Origin of the sequence: Amycolatopsis cynarae (assembly GCF_026802195.1) — a bacterium.
In the GTDB taxonomy this organism is placed as follows: domain Bacteria; phylum Actinomycetota; class Actinomycetes; order Mycobacteriales; family Pseudonocardiaceae; genus Amycolatopsis_E; species Amycolatopsis_E rhizosphaerae.
Genome location: NZ_CP113836.1, coordinates 6,991,454 through 7,012,320 on the forward strand (window position 1 = coordinate 6,991,454; position 20,867 = coordinate 7,012,320).

Sequence of the window (20,867 nt, forward strand, 5' to 3'; positions counted from 1 at the left end):
GGGGTTTCGCCCCTGCGTCAGGCTACCGACCCCGAGCGACGGTAAACGGTTTCTCCAAAATCTGTGGATAACTCGGCGAACTACCCACAGCCTGTGGACAACTCGGTGACGGTCAGCGGCCGCCGCTCACCGTGAGCACCGACCCCATCGCGTAAGAGGACGCCGGAGAGAGCAGCCACAGCACCGCCTCGGCGATCTCCGTGGGCGTTCCCGCACGTCCGGCCGGGATCTCCGGGGACAGCCGCTCGACCCGGTCGGGCAGACCGGCGGCCTCGTGGAGGCCGGTCTCCACCAATCCCGGTGCCACCGCGTTCACGCGGATGCCCTCCCGCGCGACCTCTTGGGCGAGCCCGAATGTGAGAGTGTCCACAGCCGCCTTCGAGGCGGCGTAGTGCACCCAGGTGCCCGGCGAGCCGCCTCGTACGGCTGTCGAGGACACGTTCACGATCACGCCACCGGTGCCGCCGTACCGGGTCGACATCCGGCGCACCGCCTCGCGGCAGCAGAGGAAAACGCCGGTCACGTTCACGTCGAGCACGCGCCGCACCGTCTCCACGTCCTGCTCGTCCAGCCGGCCGGGCGTGTTCCCGGTGATGCCCGCGTTGTTCACCAGCGCGGTCACCGGGCCCAGCTCCCCGGCCGCGTCGAACAGAGCGGTCACGTCGCGCTCCGAAGAGACATCGCCGCGAACCGCCAGCGCCCGTCGCCCGTGCCGCCGGACCTGCTCGGCGACCGCTTCCGCGGAGGCGCCCGAGCCCGAGTAGTTGATCACCACGTCGTGTCCGCGCTCGGCGGCCAGCACGCACACCGCGGCGCCGATCCCCCGGCTGCCGCCGGTAACGATCAAGGTCATAGGGCGAAGTTTGCCAGCGGCAGATCTGCCAGGACCAGGTCCGCACGCGCCGCCGTGGGCGCGATGAGATCGGCGTTGCGCTGGTCGCTGCCCAGCGCCCGCTGCTGCGCCTCCACCAGCGACCGCCCGTACCGCCGATGCCGGGTGACCAGCCGCTCGATCCGGACCTGCTCGTCGGGGGCGAGGAACCACACCTCGTCGAGCAGCCCGCGCACGTCCCCCCAGGGGGCCGAGTCGAGGAGCAGGTAGTTGCCCTCGGTGATGACCAGCGGGACCTCGGGCGGCACCGGCACCGCGCCCGCGATCGGTTCCTCGATCTCGCGCCGGAACTCGGGGGCGTAGACCGTCTCCTTCGCGTCCTTCAGCCGCCGCAGGAGGTGGACGTACCCGTGCGCGTCGAACGTGTCCGGGGCACCCTTGCGCTCGATCCGCCCCAGACGGCGCAGTTCGGCCTGCGCCAGGTGGAAACCGTCCATCCCCACCACCGCGGCCCGCGTGCCCAGCGCCCCGGCGACGCTCCGCGCGAGCGTGGTCTTGCCCGACGCGGGCGCGCCCACGATGCCCAGCAAGGTCCGCCCGCCGCGGGCCACCAGTTCCTCGGCCCGCCTCAGCAGCTCGTCGAACGACGTCATTGCACTCCTATCCTCCGGACCCACGACCGGGCCCCGCTGTGCCGCACCCGTTCCGCGGCAACCTCGTTGGCGAACCGGATCAGCTCCGGCAGCGCACACCTTCCGGCTCCCAGGACGAGAGCGCCGTGCCACACATCGCCGGCGCCGAGCGTGTCCCGCGCCCGCACCTCGGGTACCGGGACCGAACCCGACTCCTCGGCGGTCCACCAGCGCACCGGATCCGGGCCCGCGGTGACGATCACCGTGCCCACGCCGCGGGCGAGCAGATCGTGCGCGGGAAGCGGAAACCCGGCCGAACAAGCGGCGATGTCCACCAGCGGCAGCAGTTCGTCGAGGACGGGTTTCCAGCTCCCGGCGTCGAGCACCACGGGCACGCCGCGTTCCCGGGCCCAGCGCGCCACCCCCAGTGCGAGCGCCGGATGGTGCCCGTCCACCAGCACCGACCGTACGTCAACGACCTCGGCCAGGGACGGCAGCCGGGCCGTCGACCGCGCGGCATTGCGGGAGACGACGGTGCGCTCGCCGTCGCGTTCCCGCACCGCCACCGCGCTGAGCGCGGGCGGTTCGGGACAGCCGGGATCGGCGTCGAGGAGCCGTACGCCGCACGTGTCGAGATCGGCTCGCGCGAGCGCGGCGAGCGGGTGCGCGCCGAGCACTGTCACCAGCACCGGATCGCCGCCGAGGGCCGCCACGGTCACCGCCGCGTTGGTCGCGGGGCCGCCCGCGGCCACCTCCACCGACGTGGACTGCACCTTCTCGCCGGGCTCGGGAAGCTCGGCGACGCGCTGCACCACGTCGATCGTGCACAGCCCGGCGAGAAGGACGGTCATGCCGACAGCCCCGTGTGGATCGCGGACGAGACCTCTGCCACCGCGCCCTGCTCGTCGATCCGCAGCGCCCCGGTGATCAGCCCGACCACCTGGTTCATCGAGGTCGTCTTGGGCGACACCACGGCCACCCGCCTGCCCAGGCGGTGTACGTGGATCCGGTCGGCGATCTCGAACACGTGCGGCATGTTGTGGCTGATCAGCACCACCGGCAGGCCACGCCCGCGGATCCGGTCGATGAGCGCGAGCACCCGGCCGGACTCGGCCACCCCGAGCGCCGCGGTCGGCTCGTCCATGATCACCGCCTTGCTGCCGAAGGCCGCGGCCCTGGCCACCGCGACTCCTTGCCGCTGCCCGCCCGAGAGGGTCTCCACCGGCTGCGTGATCGACTTGATCTTGATGTCCAGCTCGTCGAGGACCCGCTGCGCCTCCGCGCGCATCTTCGCGGTGTCGAGTTTACGGACCAGGCCGAGCGGGCCGTTCCGCCGGATTTCGCGGCCGAGGAACATGTTCGTGGCGATGTCCTGGGCCGGGGAGAGCGCCAGGTCCTGGTAGACGGTCTCGATACCGCAGCGCCGTGCGTCCAGCGGCGAACGGAAGTGGACCCGCCGCCCGTCGACGTGGATTTCCCCGGCGTCCGGCACCAGTGCCCCGGAGAGGGCCTTGATCAGGCTGGACTTGCCCGCCCCGTTGTCGCCCACCACGGCCAGCACCTCGCCGGCGTGCAGGTCGAAGTCGGCGCCGTCGATCGCGGTGACGTGCCCGTAGCGCTTGACCAGGCCACGCGCGGACAGGACGGGGGTCTTCCCGGCTTCGTCGGTGCTTCCGGTCATCGCTGCCTCCTGGCGATCCGGTCGACGGCCACCGCGGCGATCACCAGCGCCCCGGTCGCCAGATCCTGGTACAGGGAGTCGACGCCGAGCTGGCTGAGCCCGGACTGCAGCACCGTCACGATCAGTGCGCCCATCATCGTGCCGAGCACCGAACCGCGGCCGCCGAACAGGCTCGTCCCGCCGAGCACCACCGCGGTGATGGACTGCAGGTTGCCGAGCTGGAAGGCGTTCGGGTCGGCGTTGGGGATGCGGCCCAGCGCCTGCCACGCGGCCACGCCGAAGATCACCCCGGCCACCGCGTACACCGACACCAGCGTCCGGCCGACCTTGATCCCCGACAGCCGTGCCGCCTCCGCGGAGTCACCGACCGCGTACACGTGCTTGCCCCAGGCGGTGCGCGTGAGCGCGTACCAGACCACGAGATACATCAGCAGCGCGACGGTCATGCCGTAGGTGACCGGGATGCCGCCGAACAGGTAGCGCTGGGTGCCGAGCCAGGTCAGCGGGCCGCCGGGGGCGACCGGCACCGCCTGGCCGCCGGCGACCAGCTTGTCGCCCGCGGTGAGCATGGTGAAGAAGCCCAGCGTCACGATGAACGGCGGCAGCTTGACCCGGGTGACCAGCGAACCGATCACCAGGCCGAGGCCGAGCGGCACCGCGATGCCGATCACCAGCGCGAGGATTCCCGGTGTCCCGCCCGCGAACAGCTTCGCCATCAGCAGCGACGCCAGCACCATCGCCGAGGCGTTGGACAGGTCGATCCCCGCGGTGAGGATGATCAGCGTCTGGCCAAGGGCGAGGGTGCCCACCACCAGTGCCTGGTCGACCATCAGCGACAGGTTGTCCAGTTCGAGGAACCGGCTCGTGGACAGCGAGAACACGACCATCGCGAGCACCAGCGCGAGGGCCGGGCCCGCCGCCGGGGCGCGGAGGAAGAACTCGCCGATGCTTTCCCGCTTGCCGGACGCGCGGGGCGGGGCGCTCGCCGTGGTCATTTCGTCCCCCAGCAGTTCTGCAGGCCCCACGTGGTGTCCTGGCTGGGCACCCCGGGCATCGGGCGGTCGGTGATCACCACGGAACCGGTGTCGATGAAACCGCTGGGCTTCTTGCCGGTCCTGGCGTACTCGACGGCGGCGGCCACGCCCCGCTCGGCCATCTTCCTCGGGAACTGCATGACGGTGGCCTGGTAGAGCCCGTCCCGCACGTTCTGCACGCCCTGGCAGCCGCCGTCGATGGAGCCCATCACCACGTGGCCCGCGAGCCCGCGGGCCTGCAGCGCCGCGTAGGCGCCGCGCGCGGTGGGTTCGTTCATGGTGTAGACCGCGTTGATGTCGGCGTCGCGCTGCAGCAGGTTCTCCATCTTCTGCTGCGCGATGCTCTGGTCGCCGTTGGCCGGTTCCCGTCCGGCGATCGCCGGATCGCCGTCGCGCAGCCCGATGCCTTCGAGGAAACCGTTGTGGCGGTAGGTGTCCACGGTGCTGCCCGCGGTTCCGTCGACCATGATCAGCTTGGCCGGTGTGCCGCCGAGGGCGGCCTTGACGTACTGGCCCTGCTCGCGGCCCGCCGCCACGTTGTCGGTGGCGAACGTGGCGTCCACCGCGCTCGCCGGTTCGGTCGCGGTGTCGAGCGCGATCACCAGTATCCCGCTCCTGCGTGCGCGGTCGATCGCGTCGAGCACCCCGGTGGACGAGTTGGGGGTGATCAGGATCGTGGTCGCGCCCTGCTGCATCAGGTTTTCGATGGCGCGGACCTGGCCGTCGTTGTCGCCGTCGAACTGTCCGGCGAGTGCGACGAAGTCCGCTCCCTGCGTCTTGGCCGCGGCGCTCGCGGCGTTGCGGAGTTCGACGAAGTACGGGTTCGTGTTGGTCTTGGTGATCAGGCCGATCTTGGTCTTGCCGCCACCGGCGCCGGTGCTGCCGCCCCAGTGGCGCTCGACCGTGCATCCGCTCGCGCCCACCGCCAGGGTGGCGGCCGCGAGCAGGCACAGGAGACTGCGGTGTCTCACGTGACCTCCTCATCGAGGCTCGTGGCTGGACGAGTCGTGCGCAGACGGTAGAAGGCCGTATGCTGCATCGCAAGCGTTTGCGCAAACGCTTGCTGTTGACTTTGGGGAGCGAGTATGCCGCCTGCCGGAGCATCGAGGCCCACCCAGCGCGACATCGCCGAGCTGGCCGGGGTGTCCATCACCACGGTCTCGCACGTGGTGAACGGCACCAGGCCGGTCGCGCCGGAGACCAAGGCCGCCGTGCTCCAGGCCATCGAGAAGACCGGCTACACCGGGGACGCGATCGCCCGCTCACTGGTCACCGGCGGCACCCGCTCGATCGGCGTGGCCATCTCACTGCTGGCGAACCCGTACTTCGCGGCCCTGATGCAGGCCATCGAGCGGGAGGCCGCCTCGGCCGGGTACACCGTGCTGCTCGCCGACACCCACGACACCGTGAGCACCGAGCAGGACACCGTGCGCGCGCTGCGCTCGCGCCGGGTCGAGGGCCTGCTGCTGACGCCTTCACCCGGGGACGGCGCCGTGATCGGCGAGCTGGTGTCCCTGGGCGCCCCGGTCGTGCTGGTGGACCGCGTGACCACGCGGACCGACGTGGACCAGGTGGGCTCGGAGAGCATCCAGTCCACCTCGGCGCTGACCGAACACCTGGCCGCGCTCGGGCACCGCCGCATCGGGATGGTCAGTGGCACACCCGGGCTGAGCACCAGCGAGGAGCGGATCCTCGGCTACCGGCTCGGCCTCGGCCGGGGCGGTCTGGCGTGGAACGCCGAACTCGTCGCCCCAGGGCATTCGTCGAAGACCGGGGGCGCGGCGGCCTTCGCCGCGCTGATGGACCTGCCCGAGCCGCCGACCGCGCTGGTGGTGGCCAACGACAGCATGATGGTCGGAGTCCTGCACGAAGCGCGGCGACGGGGGGTGAGGGTCGGCCGCGATCTCGCCGTCGTCGGATACGACGACGCCGAATGGGCCGATCTCGTCGATCCTCCGCTGACCACGATGGCCCAGCCGATCGAGGAGATCGGTCGTCGCGCGGTGCGGCTGCTGCTCGCCCGCATCATCGATCCCGGGCGCCCGCCGGAAACGCTGCGCCTGCCGCCGCGGCTGATGCACCGGAATTCCTGCGGCTGCTGATCACGACTTACTCGGCAGAGGTCGGTCGTCTTCGTCAGAGAAATCTGCCATAGGGGTGGAAAGTCATTTCATCATCCCCCGGCTGATAATATAGGCAAGGGTGCTTGAAGGTGCCGGTGATCATCTCCAGGACAAAGGATGAGGCCGGACCCGGATAAGCTCCCCAATCGAGCCCGGCGTCATGGAAGACCACCGTCCAATCATCGGGTCGTGCGGCGTCGGTGGCCCAGTAGTACACGTGCTCATCGCCAAGAGCCCACGGTATGATGCCCCCCGCCTCGGGAAAGAGTGGGTAGGGGGCGTCACGCGGTAACCTTTCGCGAACTCGGGCCAAGAAGTCCAGGTGGCTTGTCCACGTGAGCCGGAATTCGTTCAACGAATCGTGACTCTGGATGGGCGAGTAGAAGTAGAAACCGCCGGGGAATGCTCCCGAGGGGAATCGGGACGCAAATCTTTTGAAGTCTTCCGGGAAGCCGACTCCGACGATCGGCTCCACTTCTTGCCACGACAACTTCGGTCGAAATTCATCGGACCAGTGGAGCAACTCGGCCAGCTCTTCGTCGGCGTTCATTACTGTTCCTGTCTTTTTCGCGATCATAGCTCCCGTGATCACGACTCGAGCGTCGCGGCCGCTTCCAGGAGCAGCCAGGCGCCGGTCTGGACCGACAGGTCCCGGCAGGGATGCCCGGTCGGCTCCACCGGGGCGGGCTCGGCCCATTCGTGGTGGAACAGCGGGCCGCTCGGCGCCTCCCGGGCACCGTCCCAGCAGGCGCGGGCGGAGGTGAGCACGAGTTCGCGGGCGAGGTCGGCCTCGGTGCCGGGAAGCCGCCGCGCGGCAAGGGCGAGATAGCGCGCGAGGATCCCGGCGAAGAGTCCCCCGTCCCCGCCGCCCTGCCCGCGGAGGACCCCGCCGGGAGCGCAGTGGTCCGCCACCGCGCGCACGGTACGGGCCGCGGCGTCCAGTTCGGACAGTTCGAGGCAGGTGCCGAGGAAGACGCCTTGGCAGTACGTGTAGATCTCCTTCGCCAGGCGCTGGTCGTCGACGTGGAGGCCGTCCCACACCAGCCCGGTGGCCGGGTCCACCAGCGTCCGTTCGAGCCACTCGTACAGCTCTCGCGCCCGCCGGAGGTCGCCGGCACGGGCGTGCAGGATCGCGGCGGGCCCGTTCGTCGGCGTGTTCTTGAACCGGTCGTTGCGGCGCCACCAGATCCCGCCGCCGCCGTCCGCCGTCCACCCCGAGCGCATCCTGGCCAGGAACACGGTGACGTCGCGGCCGGTGCGCTGCAGGGCCAGGCCGAGCCAGGCCATGTCGTCGTAGTAGTCGTTGGCCCAGGTGCCGAAGTTGCGGAGGCGGAGGGTGGCGACGTAGCGGTCGATGGTCGCGGCGCGAGCCGGGGTCGGGGCGCGCAGTTGGGCGTCGATCAGGCAGTCCAGCACGTGGGCCTGCCACCAGTAGTTCCAGTGCCAGTGCAGGCGTTCGCCGGGCGTGGGCGGCCAGCCGCTGCGCGCCAGTACCGTCCCCGGCAGCCCCCAGAGCCGGCTCAGATGCCGGGTGACGATCGCCCGTTCCGCCGCCGCGGCCCACGTCCGGTACATGAACCCATGATGGATTGGCCCTCGACATAACGCGCGATATCTCTACGATCCGAAGAATGTCGGTGCTGACGTGTCCCCTCTGCGAGGCCACCTGTGGTCTCGAGATCACTCTCGACGGCCGTCGCGTCCTCGGTGTCCGAGGGGATGCCGACGACGTTTTCTCCCACGGTTTCCTGTGCCCCAAGGGGGCTTCCCTCGGTGCCCTGCACGAGGACCCGGACCGGTTGCGCGCGCCGCTGGTGAAGCGGGACGGCGAGTTCACCGAGGTGTCCTGGGACGAGGCGTTCGCCGAGATCGACGCGCGGCTGCGGCCGCTGCTCGCCGAACGCGACACGATCGCCGTCTACGCGGGCAATCCCAGCGTGCACAACCTGGCCACCGCGCTCTACGGCCGGATCTTCTTCAAGGCGCTCGGCACCCGGAACTTCTACAGCGCGAGCAGCGTCGACCAGCTTCCCAAGCATTTCTCCTCCGGTTATCTGTTCGGTGACGCCTTCTCCATCCCGGTGCCGGACGTCGACCGCACCGCACACCTGCTCATCGTCGGGGCGAACCCGTTGGTGTCCAACGGAAGCCTGATGACCGCGCCCGACATGCGGGGCAGGCTGCGCGCGATCCGGCAGCGCGGCGGCAAGATCGTGGTGATCGATCCGCGCCGCACCCGCACCGCACTGGCAGCCGACGAGCACCACGCGATCCGCCCCGGCACCGATGCGCTGCTGCTGTTCGCTCTGGTTCGGGTGCTGTTCGAAGAAGACCTCGTGTCGCTGGGGAGACTCGACGACATGGTCAACGGCCTCGCCGAGGTCGAGGCGCTGGCCGCGGGCTTCACCCCCGAGGCGGTCGCGCCGGTGACGGGGATCCCCGCGGCCGAAATCCGGCGTCTCGCGCGGGAACTGGCCGCAGCCCCCTCCGCCGCCGTTTACGGCCGCATCGGGACCACCACCCAGTCCTTCGGCACCCTCACGAGCTGGCTGGTGGACGTGCTCAACGTGCTCACCGGCAACCTCGACCGGCCAGGCGGCGCGATGTTCCCGCTGGCCGCGGCCGGGCAGGCGAACAGCGCCCCCGGGAAACGCCGCCCCTTCGCCGCGGGCCGCTGGCGCAGCCGCGTGCGGGACCTGCCGGAGGTGTTCGGCGAGCTGCCGGTGGCGACGCTGGCCGACGAGATCCTGACGCCGGGGGAAGGCCGGGTGCGGGCGCTGATCACGGTCAGCGGCAACCCGTGCCTGAGCACGCCGAACACCGCACGGCTCGACGAAGCGCTTTCGCGGCTGGATTTCCTGCTGTCACTGGACATCTACCTCAACGAGACGAGCAGGCACGCGGACGTGATCCTGCCGGGGCCCTCCCCGCTGGAGCGACCGCACTACGACGTCGCGCTGTACCAGCTCGCCGTCCGGAACGTGGCGAACTGGACTCCGGCGGCACTGCCGAGCGAACTGCCGCAGGAATGGGAGACGCTGCTGAGGCTGACCGGGATCGTGACCGGGCAGGGCCCGGACATCGACGTCGCCGCCTTCGACGCGCTGGTCGCCGCGCAACTGGCGCAGCGCAACGGGCTCGATCCGGCGCTCGCGGGCGAGCGGACGGGCCCGGCCCGGCTGCTGGATCTGATGCTGCGGGCGGGTCCCTACGAGCTGACGCTCGCCGACCTCGAGGCCGCGCCGCACGGCGTGGACCTCGGTCCGCTCCAGCCCCGGTTGCCCGGGCTGCTGAGCACGGCGAGCGGGCAGATCGAACTGGCCGCCGAAGCCGTCGTCGCGGATGTCCCCCGGCTGGCCGAACAGTTGCGCCGCGGGCCGGACGAGCTGGTTCTGATCGGCCGCAGGCAGCTGAGTTCCAACAATTCCTGGATGCACAACCTGCCCCCACTGGTGCGCGGGCAGAACCGGTGCACCATGCAGGTCCACCCCGACGACGCGCGGCGGCTCGGTCTTGCCGACGGAGAGCTCGCGATGGTGCGGTCGAAAGCCGGGGAACTGGAGGTGCCGGTCGAGGTGACCGACGAAATCCGGCCCGGGGTGGTGAGCATCCCGCACGGCTGGGGGCACGGGTTGCCTGGCACGAAGGGCGAGGTCGCGGCCGCGCATGCGGGGGTGAACTCGAACCTCGTCGCGGACGAGACCCTCATCGACGCGCTGTCCGGCACCTCGGTCCTCAACGGCATTCCGGTCGAGGTCACGCCCGTCTGACCCGGGTCGGTCACCAGGCCTGGGAGAGGTCAGCGTGCTGGCGGATCCAGGTGTGCATGACGATGCCCGCGGCGACTCCGGCGTTGATGGACCGGGTGGTGCCGAACTGCGCGATGGACACCACGAGCGACGCCGAATCCTGCGCCTCGGCGGACAGCCCTGGTCCCTCCTGGCCGAACAGGAGCACGCATTCGCGGGGCAGCCGGACGGTCTCGACCGGACGGGAACCCGGGGTGTTGTCGACGGCCACGATCACCAGCCCGTGTGCGGTCGCGTATTCGGCGAGCGACGGGACGTCCGGATGGTGCTCCAGGTGCTGGTACCGGTCGGTGACCATGGCTCCGCGCCGGTTCCAGCGGCGGCGGCCCACGATGTGCACCGCGGCCGCCGCGAAGGCGTTCGCGGTGCGGACCACGGTGCCGATGTTGTGGTCGTGCTGGAAGTTCTCGATGGCGACGTGGAACGGGTGCCGCCGACGGTCCACGTCGGCGACGATGGCTTCACGCCGCCAGTACCGGTAGGCGTCCACCACGTTGCGGCGGTCGCCTTCGGCCAGTAGTTCCGGGTCGTAGCGTTCGTCGGACGGCCATTCCCCGCTCCACGGCCCGACGCCCACCTCCGCGCGTGCGGTCCATTCGGTCGGTCCGGCCTCGTCCAGGTTCACCCGCTGATTTTCGCTCAGGCCTGGCGCACCCGGTGAGCCGGTGCGTGGTGGTCGCGGCTGCGCCACCGGTGGTACGCGCCGACGTAGGAGATCAGCACGATCCCGATCGCCGTCACCCCCACCACCGGGAGCAGCGCGCGCGGGATGACCGTGCCGTAGAGGTAGTAGGCGTTGAACCCGCCCGGGAGCGGGCCGAGTCCCTGCAGGCTGCGGAAGTAGTCCTCCAGGGCCGTGAGCGGGCACGGCAGCGGGAAGACGTTGACCGCGACCCCCCAGAGCGCGAAGAAAACGTGGACGAATATAGTCTTGAACCAGCGCCAGGCGAGAAATCCGCCCAAGCCGATGTAGAGCAGCGCCAGGATATGGATGCCGACGGTCAGATCGGCCAGAATCCTTGCGGTGGACACCACGTACCGCCCCCTTCCGCAGTCCCCGTACCCTCGACGGTACTCCGCGTTTGCTGAGAAACATCGACAAATGGACGCGGGGAGATAACGGTAGAGGTGTCGTTGATCACGGCGGAGCGATCGGGTCGACCGGTGGCGCCGCTTGATCACCGGGCGCTGGGTCTGCTCCGGGCATCACCCGGACGAGGGATGGTCCGGGCGTTGGCCGCCCGGACCGCCCGGGTCAGGCCAGGCCGAGATCGTCGAGGTCCAGCAGGTACCGGTACGACAGGCCGGCTTCCTCGATCGCTTCGCGCGCCCCGGTGTTCCGGTCCACGACGGTGGCGACGCCGACGACGGTGGCGCCCGCTTCGTTCAGCGCCTCGACGGCGGTGAGCACGCTGCCACCGCTGGTGGAGGTGTCCTCCACGGCCAGTACCCGCTGCCCGGCGACCTCCATGCCCTCGATCCGCCGCTGCAGGCCGTGTTGTTTCGCGCTCTTGCGGACCACGAACGCGTCGAGCACCATCCCGTCGGCCGCCGCCGAATGCAGCATCGCGGTGGCGACCGGGTCGGCGCCGAGGGTCAGTCCGCCGACGGCGACGTAGTCCCAGTCGGCGGTGAGCTGCCGCAGCAGCTTGCCGATCAGTGGGGCCGCCGCGTGATGGAGGGTCGCGCGCCGCAGGTCGATGTAGTAGTCGGCTTCCTTGCCGGAAGAGAGCGTGACCTTGCCGTGGACCACGGACAGCTCCGTGACGAGCCTGGCCAGTTCGATCTTCGCTGCTTCATCCAACGCCGGTTTCACCACGCCCAGAGTCTTTCACACCCCCTGCCGGGGGCTTCGGACGTGGTTCGGCCGGTGTTTATGCGCCGATGACGGGGGGTGCGGTGCGTTCGTTGGTGCCGAAGATGTCGTCGGGGTCGGCTTCGACGAGCCAGGAGGGGCGGGTGTGTTCTTCGTCTTCGGCGCCTTCGCCTTTGGCGCCGTGGCCCATGCCACCCATGCCACCGCGACTGGCGGCACTGGCGCCGCGGCCGCCGCTGCTGCCGCCGGCGGCGGTTTCGGCTGCTCCGGCACCGCCGGCACGGGCACCGCTTTGCGCCCCGGCCCCCGCCGCGGACCCGCTGCCCGCGGCGGACCCGCTGCCGGGCCCGAACCCACCGCCGCTGCCGCCGCGGCCGATTTTGCTGCTGTAGCCCTCGCTGTCGCCACCGGGGGAGAACCCGCCACCCATGGGTCCCATTGGCATGCCACCCAGCCCGGGCAGGCTGTTGGAGTTGGAGTTCGACGTGGTGGGGGTGTTGGTGGCGGGCGCCTGGTAACCCTGCGCCGAGGTGCCACCCGGCCGCGAGGAGCCACCACCACCACCGGTGCGGGCCCCACCAGACAGCGGGGGCGTGGGATAGCCGGGCAGGTTCCCGATCGGGGACCCACCCCCGTTACCGCCACCGGGACCGCCCGAAGGGCCACCGTTGTAGCCGCCCCCACCCCCGCCGGGGATGGTGCCGCCGGTGGGGCCGGTGTAGCCGGAGGCCACAGTCGAGCCGATGGCGCCGCCGACCACGCTGCCGATCGCGCCACCGTTGGGTGGGGTGAAGGTGGGGGGCTGGGCGAACACGGGCTGCTTGGACGCCGCGGCTGCGCGGCCTGGTCATGGGCCTGCTGGCTCTGCTGCTGCTTGTCCATCGACTTCTGGATGTTGTCCGCCAAATCCAACGGATTCGACGTCGCCCAGCTCTTCATCTCATCCGACCACGAAAACGGCACCGGCGCGGGCATACTCGACTTCGCCGTCTGCGCCGCCGTCGACTGCTGATACGTCACCTCCGACGCCAGCCGCGCATTCTGCGCGTTCGCGTCCGCCCACTGGTGGGTACTGGTGAAGTATCCGCGTGCGGCGTCGGCCGCGTCACCCTCCCACTCGGTCTGCGACTTGTTCACCGCGTCGTTGAACGCGGTCGCGATCCGGTCGAACGACGACGCCAACTCGTGGTAGCCGTTCGACGTCGTGCCGACCTGCCCCGCGTCCAGGCCGTTGGTGACATAGCTCTGCAACTCGGCGTGGTCGACGGCCTTGTAGTTGATGTCCGACGCGGGCAGACCTTCCACGTACTGGGTCTGCCCGGTGGTCGTCTGCGCGATGGTCTGCTGGTTGTACTTGTTGGCCTGAGCCTGCGCTTCGACCCTCGCGATGAGCTGGTCGAGAATGGGCAGCAAACCCGGGTCGGACGCCGTCTTCGCCTGCGCGGCGTCCTGCAGGTAGTTGGCCCGGTCCTCGGGAGACATGGACTCCGTGACGTAGCGCTCCCGCTCGGCATCCGGCATCGCCGCGATGTCCTGCGCCGTCTTGTGCCCGTCACCATAGGTCTTCGGCGGCTGCGGAGCAGTCGACCACGGAGAAGTCATCCTCGTCGTCCCCCTACCCGATTTTGGAAGCGCTCTCTACGCCCTCATCGTAGCGACCGTCAAGTCGGTGCGTGACCGTTTCGGTCAGGAAACTCCCTCCGGCCGGTCGCCAAACACGGCAAACCACGTCCCGCGCCGCCCCGCCGCTGCTACCTTCGAACCGGACACGACTTCGGGGAGGGAGCACCATGGGAGTCAACATCCCAGCTGATGGCGGCGGCCAACTCGGCTCGACCGGCTTCATCGCGGACATCGTCGCCGCCGTGCAAACGGGTGTCAGTGATCAGGCCCTCAACCAGGCCAAACAGGCTGCCCAGGGTCTCAAGAACGCCGCCGCGTCCGGACAGCTCCGTATCACCGAGAACGGCTTCGACGCCCTCATGGCCGCGATCAAAACCGGGTACGACGAACTTACAAATCTCAGGTACGCAGCCTCAATCGCCAAACAGGCGCCACAGCTTGGCATTGGCCGATATGCTCAGACAGTCTCGGCACACGTCCAGCAGGGTGGTACTGGTCTCACCAACTCTGCTGATGCTGTCGTTGAACAGTTTCAAGAAGTCCTCGACATCACGCGCGCCGCCCTGGAACAGGCCAAGAAGAACTACGAGGACAACGAGCACGGTAACGTCCGAGTTCTCAAGTCCTAGCCAGCCCGCTGACACGGAGGAACGGGTGCGTTCAGCAGTCATCGCCACCATCACCGCTGCCGCTGCTCTCGCTATGGGAGGCTGCACCAGCACCCAAACGGGAGAAGCGTCACCCACCAGTGGCGGAAATCCCGCGCTGTCAAGTTCCGCAACGTCGGGGACACAGGCAGGCGCCAACAGCCTGATTGGGCTCGACGCATGCACCCTTCTCGCCGATTCTGAGGCCCAACAGGCTGTGCCAGGTGCGGGGAGCCATCAGGATCTGGGTGACATCGGCGGGGAGGGTGTGAGCAGTTGCAAGTGGAGCAAGTCGGCGGGCGATGACTTCACTGCGCACACGTTCGGCACGACCGTTCGCCCGATGCAGGGGATCAAAGGCATTGTAGTCAGCCCTGGTGGGCAATTGTCGGACATGACGACTAGCGAAGGAAGGCTAGCTGCGGTCCTGAAAAACAATGAAGGTAAAGGTTCTTGTACAATTAGTATTGCTGTCGGTTCTGGTCGTGTTGACATTACGGACCAGACCAACGGATCGACCGACAGTGCGTGTTCGGTGGTGAGCAAGATCTCGGGCTATGTTGAGTCGAGGCTGCCAAAAACGTGAGTGAACTGCGCAGTTAGTCCTGGGTCCTCTCCGAACAGGCGAAACAGGTCGTCCAGGGTCTCAAGAACGCGGCCTCGTCTGGTCAGATCCGCATCACACCCGAGGGCTTCGACATCCTGACGAAGGTCTTGACCGACTGCGAGGACCATGCACGTAGCTTGAATGACAACGTGCAGACTGTTGCCCAAGCGCCGCTGGTGGGAAGCAGTACGTACGCACAGAAGGTCGCTGTGCACGTGGAGAAGGGGGACCGGGAAAACCCAGTCCGCGGACGCGGTGGTGCAGCCGCTTCTCACGATTTTCCAGGAGACCCGGGATGCGTTGAACAAGGCCAAGCAGGCTTACGAAGACAACGAGCACGCTAACGTACGGGCACTCAAGTAGACGAACACTAACGCGGAGGATCGGGTGCGCACAGCCCTTCACTACAGTCATCGCGGCTGCCGCGCTGGTCACTGCCGCCTGTATCAGCACCCAGGCAGGCCAGCCGGAGCCATCCGTTAGTGGGCAATCCACTGCGTCGAACTCCAACTCGCCCTCGTCAAAGAGTGCCACGAGTCAGTTGTTTGCCCTCAGAGCTTGCGCCCTTCTTGTCGACAGTGAAGTCCAGCAAATCGCCCCGGGCGCCGATACTGGCAAGAGACCAGGGTGAACTCGGCGCACTGGAACCAACAACTGTCCGTGGAATACGCACGCGACAAACGACTTTGGCGGGGTCATTTTTAGCGTAACTGTGCGACCGGCGCAGGGGTTGAACGACGTCAAGGCCAAGGCTGGTGCAGTGCGGTCAGAAACCCGTTCGACGGCGGGACGTCAAGTTGTCCTTCTTGAGAATAATGGAGCGTGAATCTCCTGCTTTGCGGCTATTGCAGTCGGTTCCGGTCGTGTGGACATCAATGCAACAACCTCCCGGGGTGCAACTACCGGGCAGATGTGCTCGATCGTGAGCAAAATTGCTGGCTACATCGAACCGAAGCTGCCCGCGTCATGAGGGCACGAGCACGCTAACCTGCGGAAGCTCAGGTACACGCAGGCCACACGGAGGAGACGGGTGCGCTCAGCAGCCCTCAGCACGATCATCGCAGCCATCGCACTGACTTCGGCTGCTTGTAGCAGCACTCAGCCTGGCCAGCCTTCACCCGCCGGTAGCCTTGCTCCCTCCAGCGCAAGCCCGTCCTCGGCCGCCACTGCCGCTAGCAAGCTGTCCGGGGTCAACGCCTGCGCCCTCCTCGCCGACAGCGAAGCACAACAGATCGCGCCAGGTGCGGGCTCGCACACTGACTACGGCGATGCCGGTGGCGCCGGTACCAGTGTGTGTGGATGGACCAAGCCCGTGGTGAACGGGCAGGGCGGTGTCAGCTTCGGAATTGTGGTGCGCCCGGCGCAGAGCATCAACGACTTGGCCGTAAAGCCAGGTGGGCAACTGTCGCGCCCGACATCCACAGGGGGACGTCAAGTCGCGCTGGTGAAGAATAATGAGGGCAAAGGAACTTGCCTTGCGGCCATTGCTGTCGGTTCTGGTCGCATCGACATCAACGCGACCACCATGCACGATACGACCGAGCAGATGTGTTCGGTTGTGAGCAAGATCGACGACTTTGTCGAGGCCAGGTTGCCGTCGTCGTGAGCGAACCCCTGCGTGAGGCGGAGGCTCGGATCCGGACCTCGGCGCGCGCAGGCGTGCCGATCAGGCTGTACCGCGAAGTCGGTGAGGAGCCTGATGAGGTGCTGCTCGATACCCAGCGAACACCTTGCCCGCACTCTCACCGTCCTCCGCCAAAGCGAGGGGTGAACACGCACCTCAAGTGCGGTCGCGGCCCGCGAAAAGGCTTCCTGCCTTGCGGATCACGCTGCGGGGCAGCAGGCCGCCGATGGCGACCACGATCTTGTACTGCAGGCTGGGGATGGAGATGACCTTGCCGCGGCGCAGGTCGGTGAGTGCGTCGGCGACTACCCGGTCCGCGCTGAGCCAGAAGGCCTTCGGGCCCGGCTTTTCCAGCCCGGCTCGTTCGTGGAACTCCGTTTCCGTGAAGCCGGGACACAGCGCCATCATCCGCACCCCGGGCGGCAGCGCGGCCGCGATGCCTTCGGTGAAGGAGGTGACCCAGTTCTTGCTGGCGGTGTAGGTGGAGCCCCGGCCGGAAAAGAACCCGGCGACGCTGGAGACGTTGATGATGTCCCCGTGACCGCGTTCGAGCATGCCGGGTACGGCGGCCCGGGTCAGGCGCAGTACGGCCGTCACGTTCACGTCGAGCTGGCGCTGCAGTTCCTCCGGCGACGAGGTCCAGAACTCGCCCGCCAGGCCGAGACCGGCGTTGTTGACCAGCATGTCGACCGGTTCCGCGGCGAGGTGGTCCTCCACCAGTGTGCGTCCCTCGGCGGTGGCGAGGTCGGCGGCCAGCACCGTCGTGTCGATGCCGAACCGCTGGGACAGCTCGGCGGCCTGGGCTTCCAGCCGCGCCTTGTCGCGCGCGACGAGGACGAGGTGGTAGCCCTCGCGGGCGAGCCGGCGGGCGAAGGCGGCGCCGATTCCGGCGCTCGCCCCGGTGATCAGTGCGGTGCTCATGCCTGGCTCTGCGGCTGCGATTCGGCGGTGGTCTTCTGGTCCTCGGTCTTGTCCTCCGCAGACTTGTCTTCCGCGGCGACGCCCCCGGGCACGGCGGGCGGCTGCCAGGTCGCGGCGGCCTCCTCGTCGAACGGGTCGACGATGTCGGCGATCTCGCCGAGGTCCCGCAGCAGGCGCTCCAGCCGCGACGGCCCCGCCTGCGGGGCGGCGCTGGCCAGCACCCACTCGCCCTCCAGCCACGCCACACCGACGTCGCCCCCGAGGCCGTCCGCGGCGTCCACCAGCTCCTGCGTGATGACGCGGCGGGCGCCCTCCGAGTCGTCGGCGAAGGCGTAGCGCTGGCCCACCGGGCCGAGTAGTTCAGGCATGTCCGCGCGCTGGAAGGGCACGCTCGCCAGCCACAGCTCCACGAGCACCGGGTGCACGCGGTTGCAGCGCACCGCGACCACGATCGCGGGGATCTGCCCGTCGGCCTCGATGTCGAACACGAAGACCGGCCGCCTGCCGTCGGAGGTGAAGGTCGACCCCGCGACGACGTTGACCGCCGATTCCGCGCCGAAGTAGCCGATCGCACCGCCGGACCACTGCTTGGCCAGCCGCTCGTCCTCCTCGACGAACTGCCATCCGCGCAGGTCGGCCCAGCGCATTCGCTCGCGGTTGCGCGAGCCCTCCCTGGTGCGGTCCGCCGCGAGCAGCAGCAAGGCGGCCACCAGGGCGACGGCGGCGATCACGAACCAGACCCACGCTGGAATACCCACGTGGTCAGGGTATCGTCACGGGCCGCCGATCCAAGATCAGCGGCCCGTGTCGCCGTCAACTCTTCGAATTGGTTTACGCGCGCGCGACGGTGAGCGTGTCTCCCGCCTCGAGTGCCGGGATGTCGACCCGCACGGTGTCACCGTCGCGGACCTCACCGGCCAGCAGCTTGCGGGCCAGCTGGTCCCCGATCGCCGACTGCACCAGCCGCCGCAGGGGGCGCGCGCCGTAGATCGGGTCGAACCCGTTGAGCGCGAGCCACTCGCGGGCCCCCGGCGTGACGTCCAGGGTGAGCCGCCGCTGCGCCAGGCGCTGGGCGAGCCGGTCGATCTGGATGTCCACGATCGAGGTCAGCTGCTCGGTGTCGAGCGAGTGGAAGACCACGATGTCGTCGAGCCGGTTGAGGAACTCCGGCTTGAAGTGCGTGCGCACCACCGACAGCACCGCGTCCTTGCGCTGCTGCTCGTCGAGCGTCGCGTCCGCGATGGCCTGCGAACCGAGGTTCGAGGTCAGCACCAGGATGGTGTTGCGGAAGTCGACCGTGCGGCCCTGGCCGTCGGTCAGCCGCCCGTCGTCGAGCACCTGCAGCAGCACGTCGAACACGTCCGGATGGGCCTTTTCGACCTCGTCGAGCAGCACCACCGAGTACGGGCGGCGCCGCACGGCTTCGGTCAGCTGGCCGCCCTGGTCGTAGCCGACGTACCCGGGGGGAGCACCGACCAGGCGGGCCACCGAGTGCTTCTCGCTGTACTCGCTCATGTCGATCCGGGTCATCGCCCGCTCGTCGTCGAACAGGAACTCCGCCAGCGCCTTGGCCAGCTCGGTCTTGCCGACGCCGGTCGGGCCGAGGAACAGGAACGAACCGGTCGGCCGGTCGGGGTCGGCGACGCCTGCCCGCGTGCGGCGAACCGCGTCCGAGACCGCCGCGACGGCCTCCTTCTGCCCGACGACGCGCTTGCCGAGCTCCTCCTCCATCCGCAGCAGCTTGCCGGTTTCGCCCTCCAGCAGACGGCCGGCCGGGATGCCGGTCCACGCGCTGACCACGTCGGCGACGTCGTCCGCGCCGACCTCCTCCTTGAGCATCACGTCGCCGGACGAACTGGCCGCGGTGTTCTGCTGTGCCGCTTCGAGCTCCTTCTCCAGCGCCGGGATGCGGCCGTAGCGCAGCTCCGCCGCGCGGCCGAGGTCGGCGTCGCGCTCGGCCCGGTCGGCCTCGCCGCGCAACTGCTCCAGCTGCTCCTTGAGGTCACGGACCTTCTCGATGGAGCCCTTCTCGTTCTGCCAGCGTGCCGTCAGCGCCGAAAGCGTTTCCCGCTTCTCGGCCAGTTCGGCGCGCAGGGCGGCGAGCCGCTCCTTCGACGCGGGGTCCTCTTCCTTGGCCAGCGCCATTTCCTCGATCTCCAGGCGCCGCACGGCGCGCTCGACCTCGTCGATCTCGACGGGCCGGGAGTCGATTTCCATGCGCAGCCGGGAGGCGGACTCGTCGACCAGGTCGATCGCCTTGTCCGGCAGGAAACGGGCGGTGATGTAGCGGTCGGACAGCGTCGCCGCGGCCACCAGTGCGGCGTCGGTGATCCGGACACCGTGGTGGACCTCGTAGCGTTCCTTGAGGCCGCGCAGGATGCCGATGGTGTCCTCCACCGACGGCTCGCCCACCAGCACCTGCTGGAAGCGCCGCTCCAGCGCCGCGTCCTTTTCGATGTGCTGGCGGTACTCGTCGAGCGTCGTGGCGCCGACCATGCGCAGCTCGCCGCGCGCGAGCATCGGCTTGATCATGTTGCCCGCGTCCATCGCGCCCTCGCCGGTCGCGCCCGCGCCGACGATGGTGTGCAGCTCGTCGATGAAGGTGATGACCTGCCCGGCGGAGTCGGTGATCTCCTTCAGTACGGCCTTGAGCCGCTCTTCGAACTCACCGCGGTACTTCGCCCCCGCCACCATCGAACCGAGGTCCAGTGCGACGACGCGCTTGCCGCGCAGGGATTCGGGCACGTCGCCGGCGACGATCCGCTGGGCGAGGCCCTCCACGATGGCCGTCTTGCCCACGCCGGGCTCGCCGATCAGCACCGGGTTGTTCTTGGTGCGGCGGGAAAGCACCTGCACCACACGCCGGATCTCGGTGTCACGGCCGATGACCGGGTCGAGTTCGCCCTTGCGGGCCCGCTCGGTCAGGTCGACGCCGTACTTCTCCAGCGCCTTGAACGTGCCTTCCGGGTCGGGGCTGGTGATCCGGGCGGAGCCGCGCACCTTGGTGAACGCCTCGCGCAGCGCCTCGGGGTTAGCCCCGTGCCGTCGCAGCAGGTCGGCGACCGCGCCGCCCTCGGCGGCGAGACCGACCATCAGGTGCTCGGTGGAGACGTACTCGTCACCCAGCTCCGTCGCCAGCTTCTGGGCGTAGGTCAGCGACTTGAGCGCGTAGTTGTCGAACTGCGGGGTGGACACCGTCGCTCCGGTGGCCGAGGGCAGCCCGTTGATGATGGGCTCGAGTTCCTTGTGCACCTGGGCGGGGTCGGCGCCCACCGCGGTCAGCAGTGGCCCGGCGATCCCGTCGCCCTGCGCCAGCATGGCACCCAGCAGGTGCGCCGGTGCGATGCTCGGGTTGCCCGCCACGGTCGCCGCCTGCGCCGCCGACGAGATCGCCTGCTGGGTCTTCGTCGTCGGGTTGAAAGCGTCCATCCCACACTCCATGTCCAAAGTCAGCCTGGTGACAGCCTCCCTCACCGGCCGTCGCCATGCATAACGTCAGAAAAGTTGAGTCTGTTCCG

Annotated in this window: 20 protein-coding genes; 5 read left to right on the top strand and 15 right to left on the bottom strand. The window is 69.0% G+C overall.

The features are described 5' to 3' along the window. Positions 1 to 112: 112 nt before the first annotated feature. The 6 genes from ORV05_RS33875 to ORV05_RS33900 are packed head-to-tail and all read right to left on the bottom strand — an operon-like array spanning position 113 to position 5,150. Entirely contained in the window at positions 113 to 853 is a 741-nt protein-coding gene (locus ORV05_RS33875; protein ID WP_268755937.1) for an SDR family oxidoreductase, read from the bottom strand. Next, positions 850 to 1,485 (bottom strand): nucleoside/nucleotide kinase family protein, encoded by a 636-nt coding sequence (locus ORV05_RS33880; RefSeq protein ID WP_268755938.1) that lies wholly within the window; start codon positions 1,483 to 1,485, stop codon positions 850 to 852. The genes ORV05_RS33875 and ORV05_RS33880 overlap by 4 nt, the downstream gene beginning before the upstream one ends. Further along, on the bottom strand, positions 1,482 to 2,315 hold the full coding sequence (locus tag ORV05_RS33885) for a PfkB family carbohydrate kinase (RefSeq protein ID WP_268755939.1): 834 nt from the start codon (positions 2,313 to 2,315) through the stop codon (positions 1,482 to 1,484). Before ORV05_RS33885 ends, ORV05_RS33880 begins: the two co-directional genes overlap by 4 nt. Next, the gene (locus ORV05_RS33890) at positions 2,312 to 3,145 is read right to left on the bottom strand and encodes an ATP-binding cassette domain-containing protein (RefSeq protein ID WP_268755940.1); all 834 of its coding nucleotides are present in this window, start codon (positions 3,143 to 3,145) and stop codon (positions 2,312 to 2,314) included. The genes ORV05_RS33885 and ORV05_RS33890 overlap by 4 nt, the downstream gene beginning before the upstream one ends. Beyond that, on the bottom strand, positions 3,142 to 4,140 hold the full coding sequence (locus tag ORV05_RS33895; RefSeq protein WP_268760030.1) for an ABC transporter permease: 999 nt from the start codon (positions 4,138 to 4,140) through the stop codon (positions 3,142 to 3,144). Before ORV05_RS33895 ends, ORV05_RS33890 begins: the two co-directional genes overlap by 4 nt. Continuing rightward, positions 4,137 to 5,150 (bottom strand): substrate-binding domain-containing protein, encoded by a 1,014-nt coding sequence (locus ORV05_RS33900; protein ID WP_268755941.1) that lies wholly within the window; start codon positions 5,148 to 5,150, stop codon positions 4,137 to 4,139. Before ORV05_RS33900 ends, ORV05_RS33895 begins: the two co-directional genes overlap by 4 nt. A 114-nt stretch (positions 5,151 to 5,264) precedes the next feature. Here ORV05_RS33900 and ORV05_RS33905 point away from each other — a divergent pair, with 114 nt between their 5' ends. Further along, positions 5,265 to 6,281 carry a LacI family DNA-binding transcriptional regulator gene (locus ORV05_RS33905; RefSeq protein ID WP_268755942.1) on the top strand — a complete coding sequence of 339 codons (1,017 nt, stop codon included), beginning with the start codon at positions 5,265 to 5,267 and terminating at the stop codon, positions 6,279 to 6,281. Between the two features lie 34 nt (positions 6,282 to 6,315). Here the strand turns inward: ORV05_RS33905 and ORV05_RS33910 are convergent, their stop codons facing one another. After that, positions 6,316 to 6,852 carry a hypothetical protein gene (locus ORV05_RS33910; protein WP_268755943.1) on the bottom strand — a complete coding sequence of 179 codons (537 nt, stop codon included), beginning with the start codon at positions 6,850 to 6,852 and terminating at the stop codon, positions 6,316 to 6,318. 38 nt (positions 6,853 to 6,890) lie between these two features. Further along, positions 6,891 to 7,877 (bottom strand): glycoside hydrolase family 76 protein, encoded by a 987-nt coding sequence (locus ORV05_RS33915; RefSeq protein ID WP_268755944.1) that lies wholly within the window; start codon positions 7,875 to 7,877, stop codon positions 6,891 to 6,893. Positions 7,878 to 7,933: 56 nt separating this feature from the next. Here ORV05_RS33915 and ORV05_RS33920 point away from each other — a divergent pair, with 56 nt between their 5' ends. Then, entirely contained in the window at positions 7,934 to 10,072 is a 2,139-nt protein-coding gene (locus ORV05_RS33920) for a molybdopterin oxidoreductase family protein (RefSeq protein ID WP_268755945.1), read from the top strand. Between the two features lie 10 nt (positions 10,073 to 10,082). Here the strand turns inward: ORV05_RS33920 and ORV05_RS33925 are convergent, their stop codons facing one another. The 4 genes from ORV05_RS33925 to ORV05_RS33940 form a co-directional block, all read right to left on the bottom strand. After that, the gene (locus ORV05_RS33925; protein WP_268755946.1) at positions 10,083 to 10,736 is read right to left on the bottom strand and encodes a TrmH family RNA methyltransferase; all 654 of its coding nucleotides are present in this window, start codon (positions 10,734 to 10,736) and stop codon (positions 10,083 to 10,085) included. A gap of 14 nt (positions 10,737 to 10,750) precedes the next feature. Continuing rightward, a complete protein-coding gene (locus ORV05_RS33930) occupies positions 10,751 to 11,143 on the bottom strand; it encodes a DUF2784 domain-containing protein (RefSeq protein ID WP_407652638.1) in 393 nt (130 codons plus the stop codon). 223 nt (positions 11,144 to 11,366) lie between these two features. Continuing rightward, a complete protein-coding gene (gene pyrE, locus ORV05_RS33935; protein ID WP_268755948.1) occupies positions 11,367 to 11,930 on the bottom strand; it encodes an orotate phosphoribosyltransferase in 564 nt (187 codons plus the stop codon). Positions 11,931 to 11,985: 55 nt separating this feature from the next. Next, a complete protein-coding gene (locus ORV05_RS33940) occupies positions 11,986 to 12,741 on the bottom strand; it encodes a hypothetical protein (RefSeq protein ID WP_268755949.1) in 756 nt (251 codons plus the stop codon). Positions 12,742 to 13,717: 976 nt separating this feature from the next. Here ORV05_RS33940 and ORV05_RS33945 point away from each other — a divergent pair. The 3 genes from ORV05_RS33945 to ORV05_RS33955 all read left to right on the top strand — a co-directional run bounded on the left by ORV05_RS33945 (position 13,718) and on the right by ORV05_RS33955 (position 16,410). Further along, complete coding sequence (locus ORV05_RS33945; RefSeq protein WP_268755950.1) at positions 13,718 to 14,179, top strand: hypothetical protein; 462 nt, start codon at positions 13,718 to 13,720, stop codon at positions 14,177 to 14,179. A gap of 25 nt (positions 14,180 to 14,204) precedes the next feature. Continuing rightward, positions 14,205 to 14,783, top strand: coding sequence for a DUF3558 family protein (locus ORV05_RS33950; protein ID WP_268755951.1), 579 nt, complete (start codon positions 14,205 to 14,207; stop codon positions 14,781 to 14,783). Positions 14,784 to 15,834: 1,051 nt separating this feature from the next. Continuing rightward, positions 15,835 to 16,410 (top strand): DUF3558 family protein, encoded by a 576-nt coding sequence (locus tag ORV05_RS33955; protein WP_268755953.1) that lies wholly within the window; start codon positions 15,835 to 15,837, stop codon positions 16,408 to 16,410. Between the two features lie 174 nt (positions 16,411 to 16,584). Here ORV05_RS33955 and ORV05_RS33960 read toward each other — a convergent pair whose 3' ends face one another. The 3 genes from ORV05_RS33960 to clpB all read right to left on the bottom strand — a co-directional run bounded on the left by ORV05_RS33960 (position 16,585) and on the right by clpB (position 20,778). Beyond that, entirely contained in the window at positions 16,585 to 17,349 is a 765-nt protein-coding gene (locus ORV05_RS33960; RefSeq protein WP_268755954.1) for an SDR family NAD(P)-dependent oxidoreductase, read from the bottom strand. Next, positions 17,346 to 18,107, bottom strand: coding sequence for a type III secretion system chaperone family protein (locus ORV05_RS33965; RefSeq protein WP_268755956.1), 762 nt, complete (start codon positions 18,105 to 18,107; stop codon positions 17,346 to 17,348). Before ORV05_RS33965 ends, ORV05_RS33960 begins: the two co-directional genes overlap by 4 nt. A 73-nt stretch (positions 18,108 to 18,180) precedes the next feature. Beyond that, positions 18,181 to 20,778 (bottom strand): ATP-dependent chaperone ClpB, encoded by a 2,598-nt coding sequence (clpB, locus tag ORV05_RS33970; protein WP_268755957.1) that lies wholly within the window; start codon positions 20,776 to 20,778, stop codon positions 18,181 to 18,183. Positions 20,779 to 20,867 lie beyond the last annotated feature (89 nt).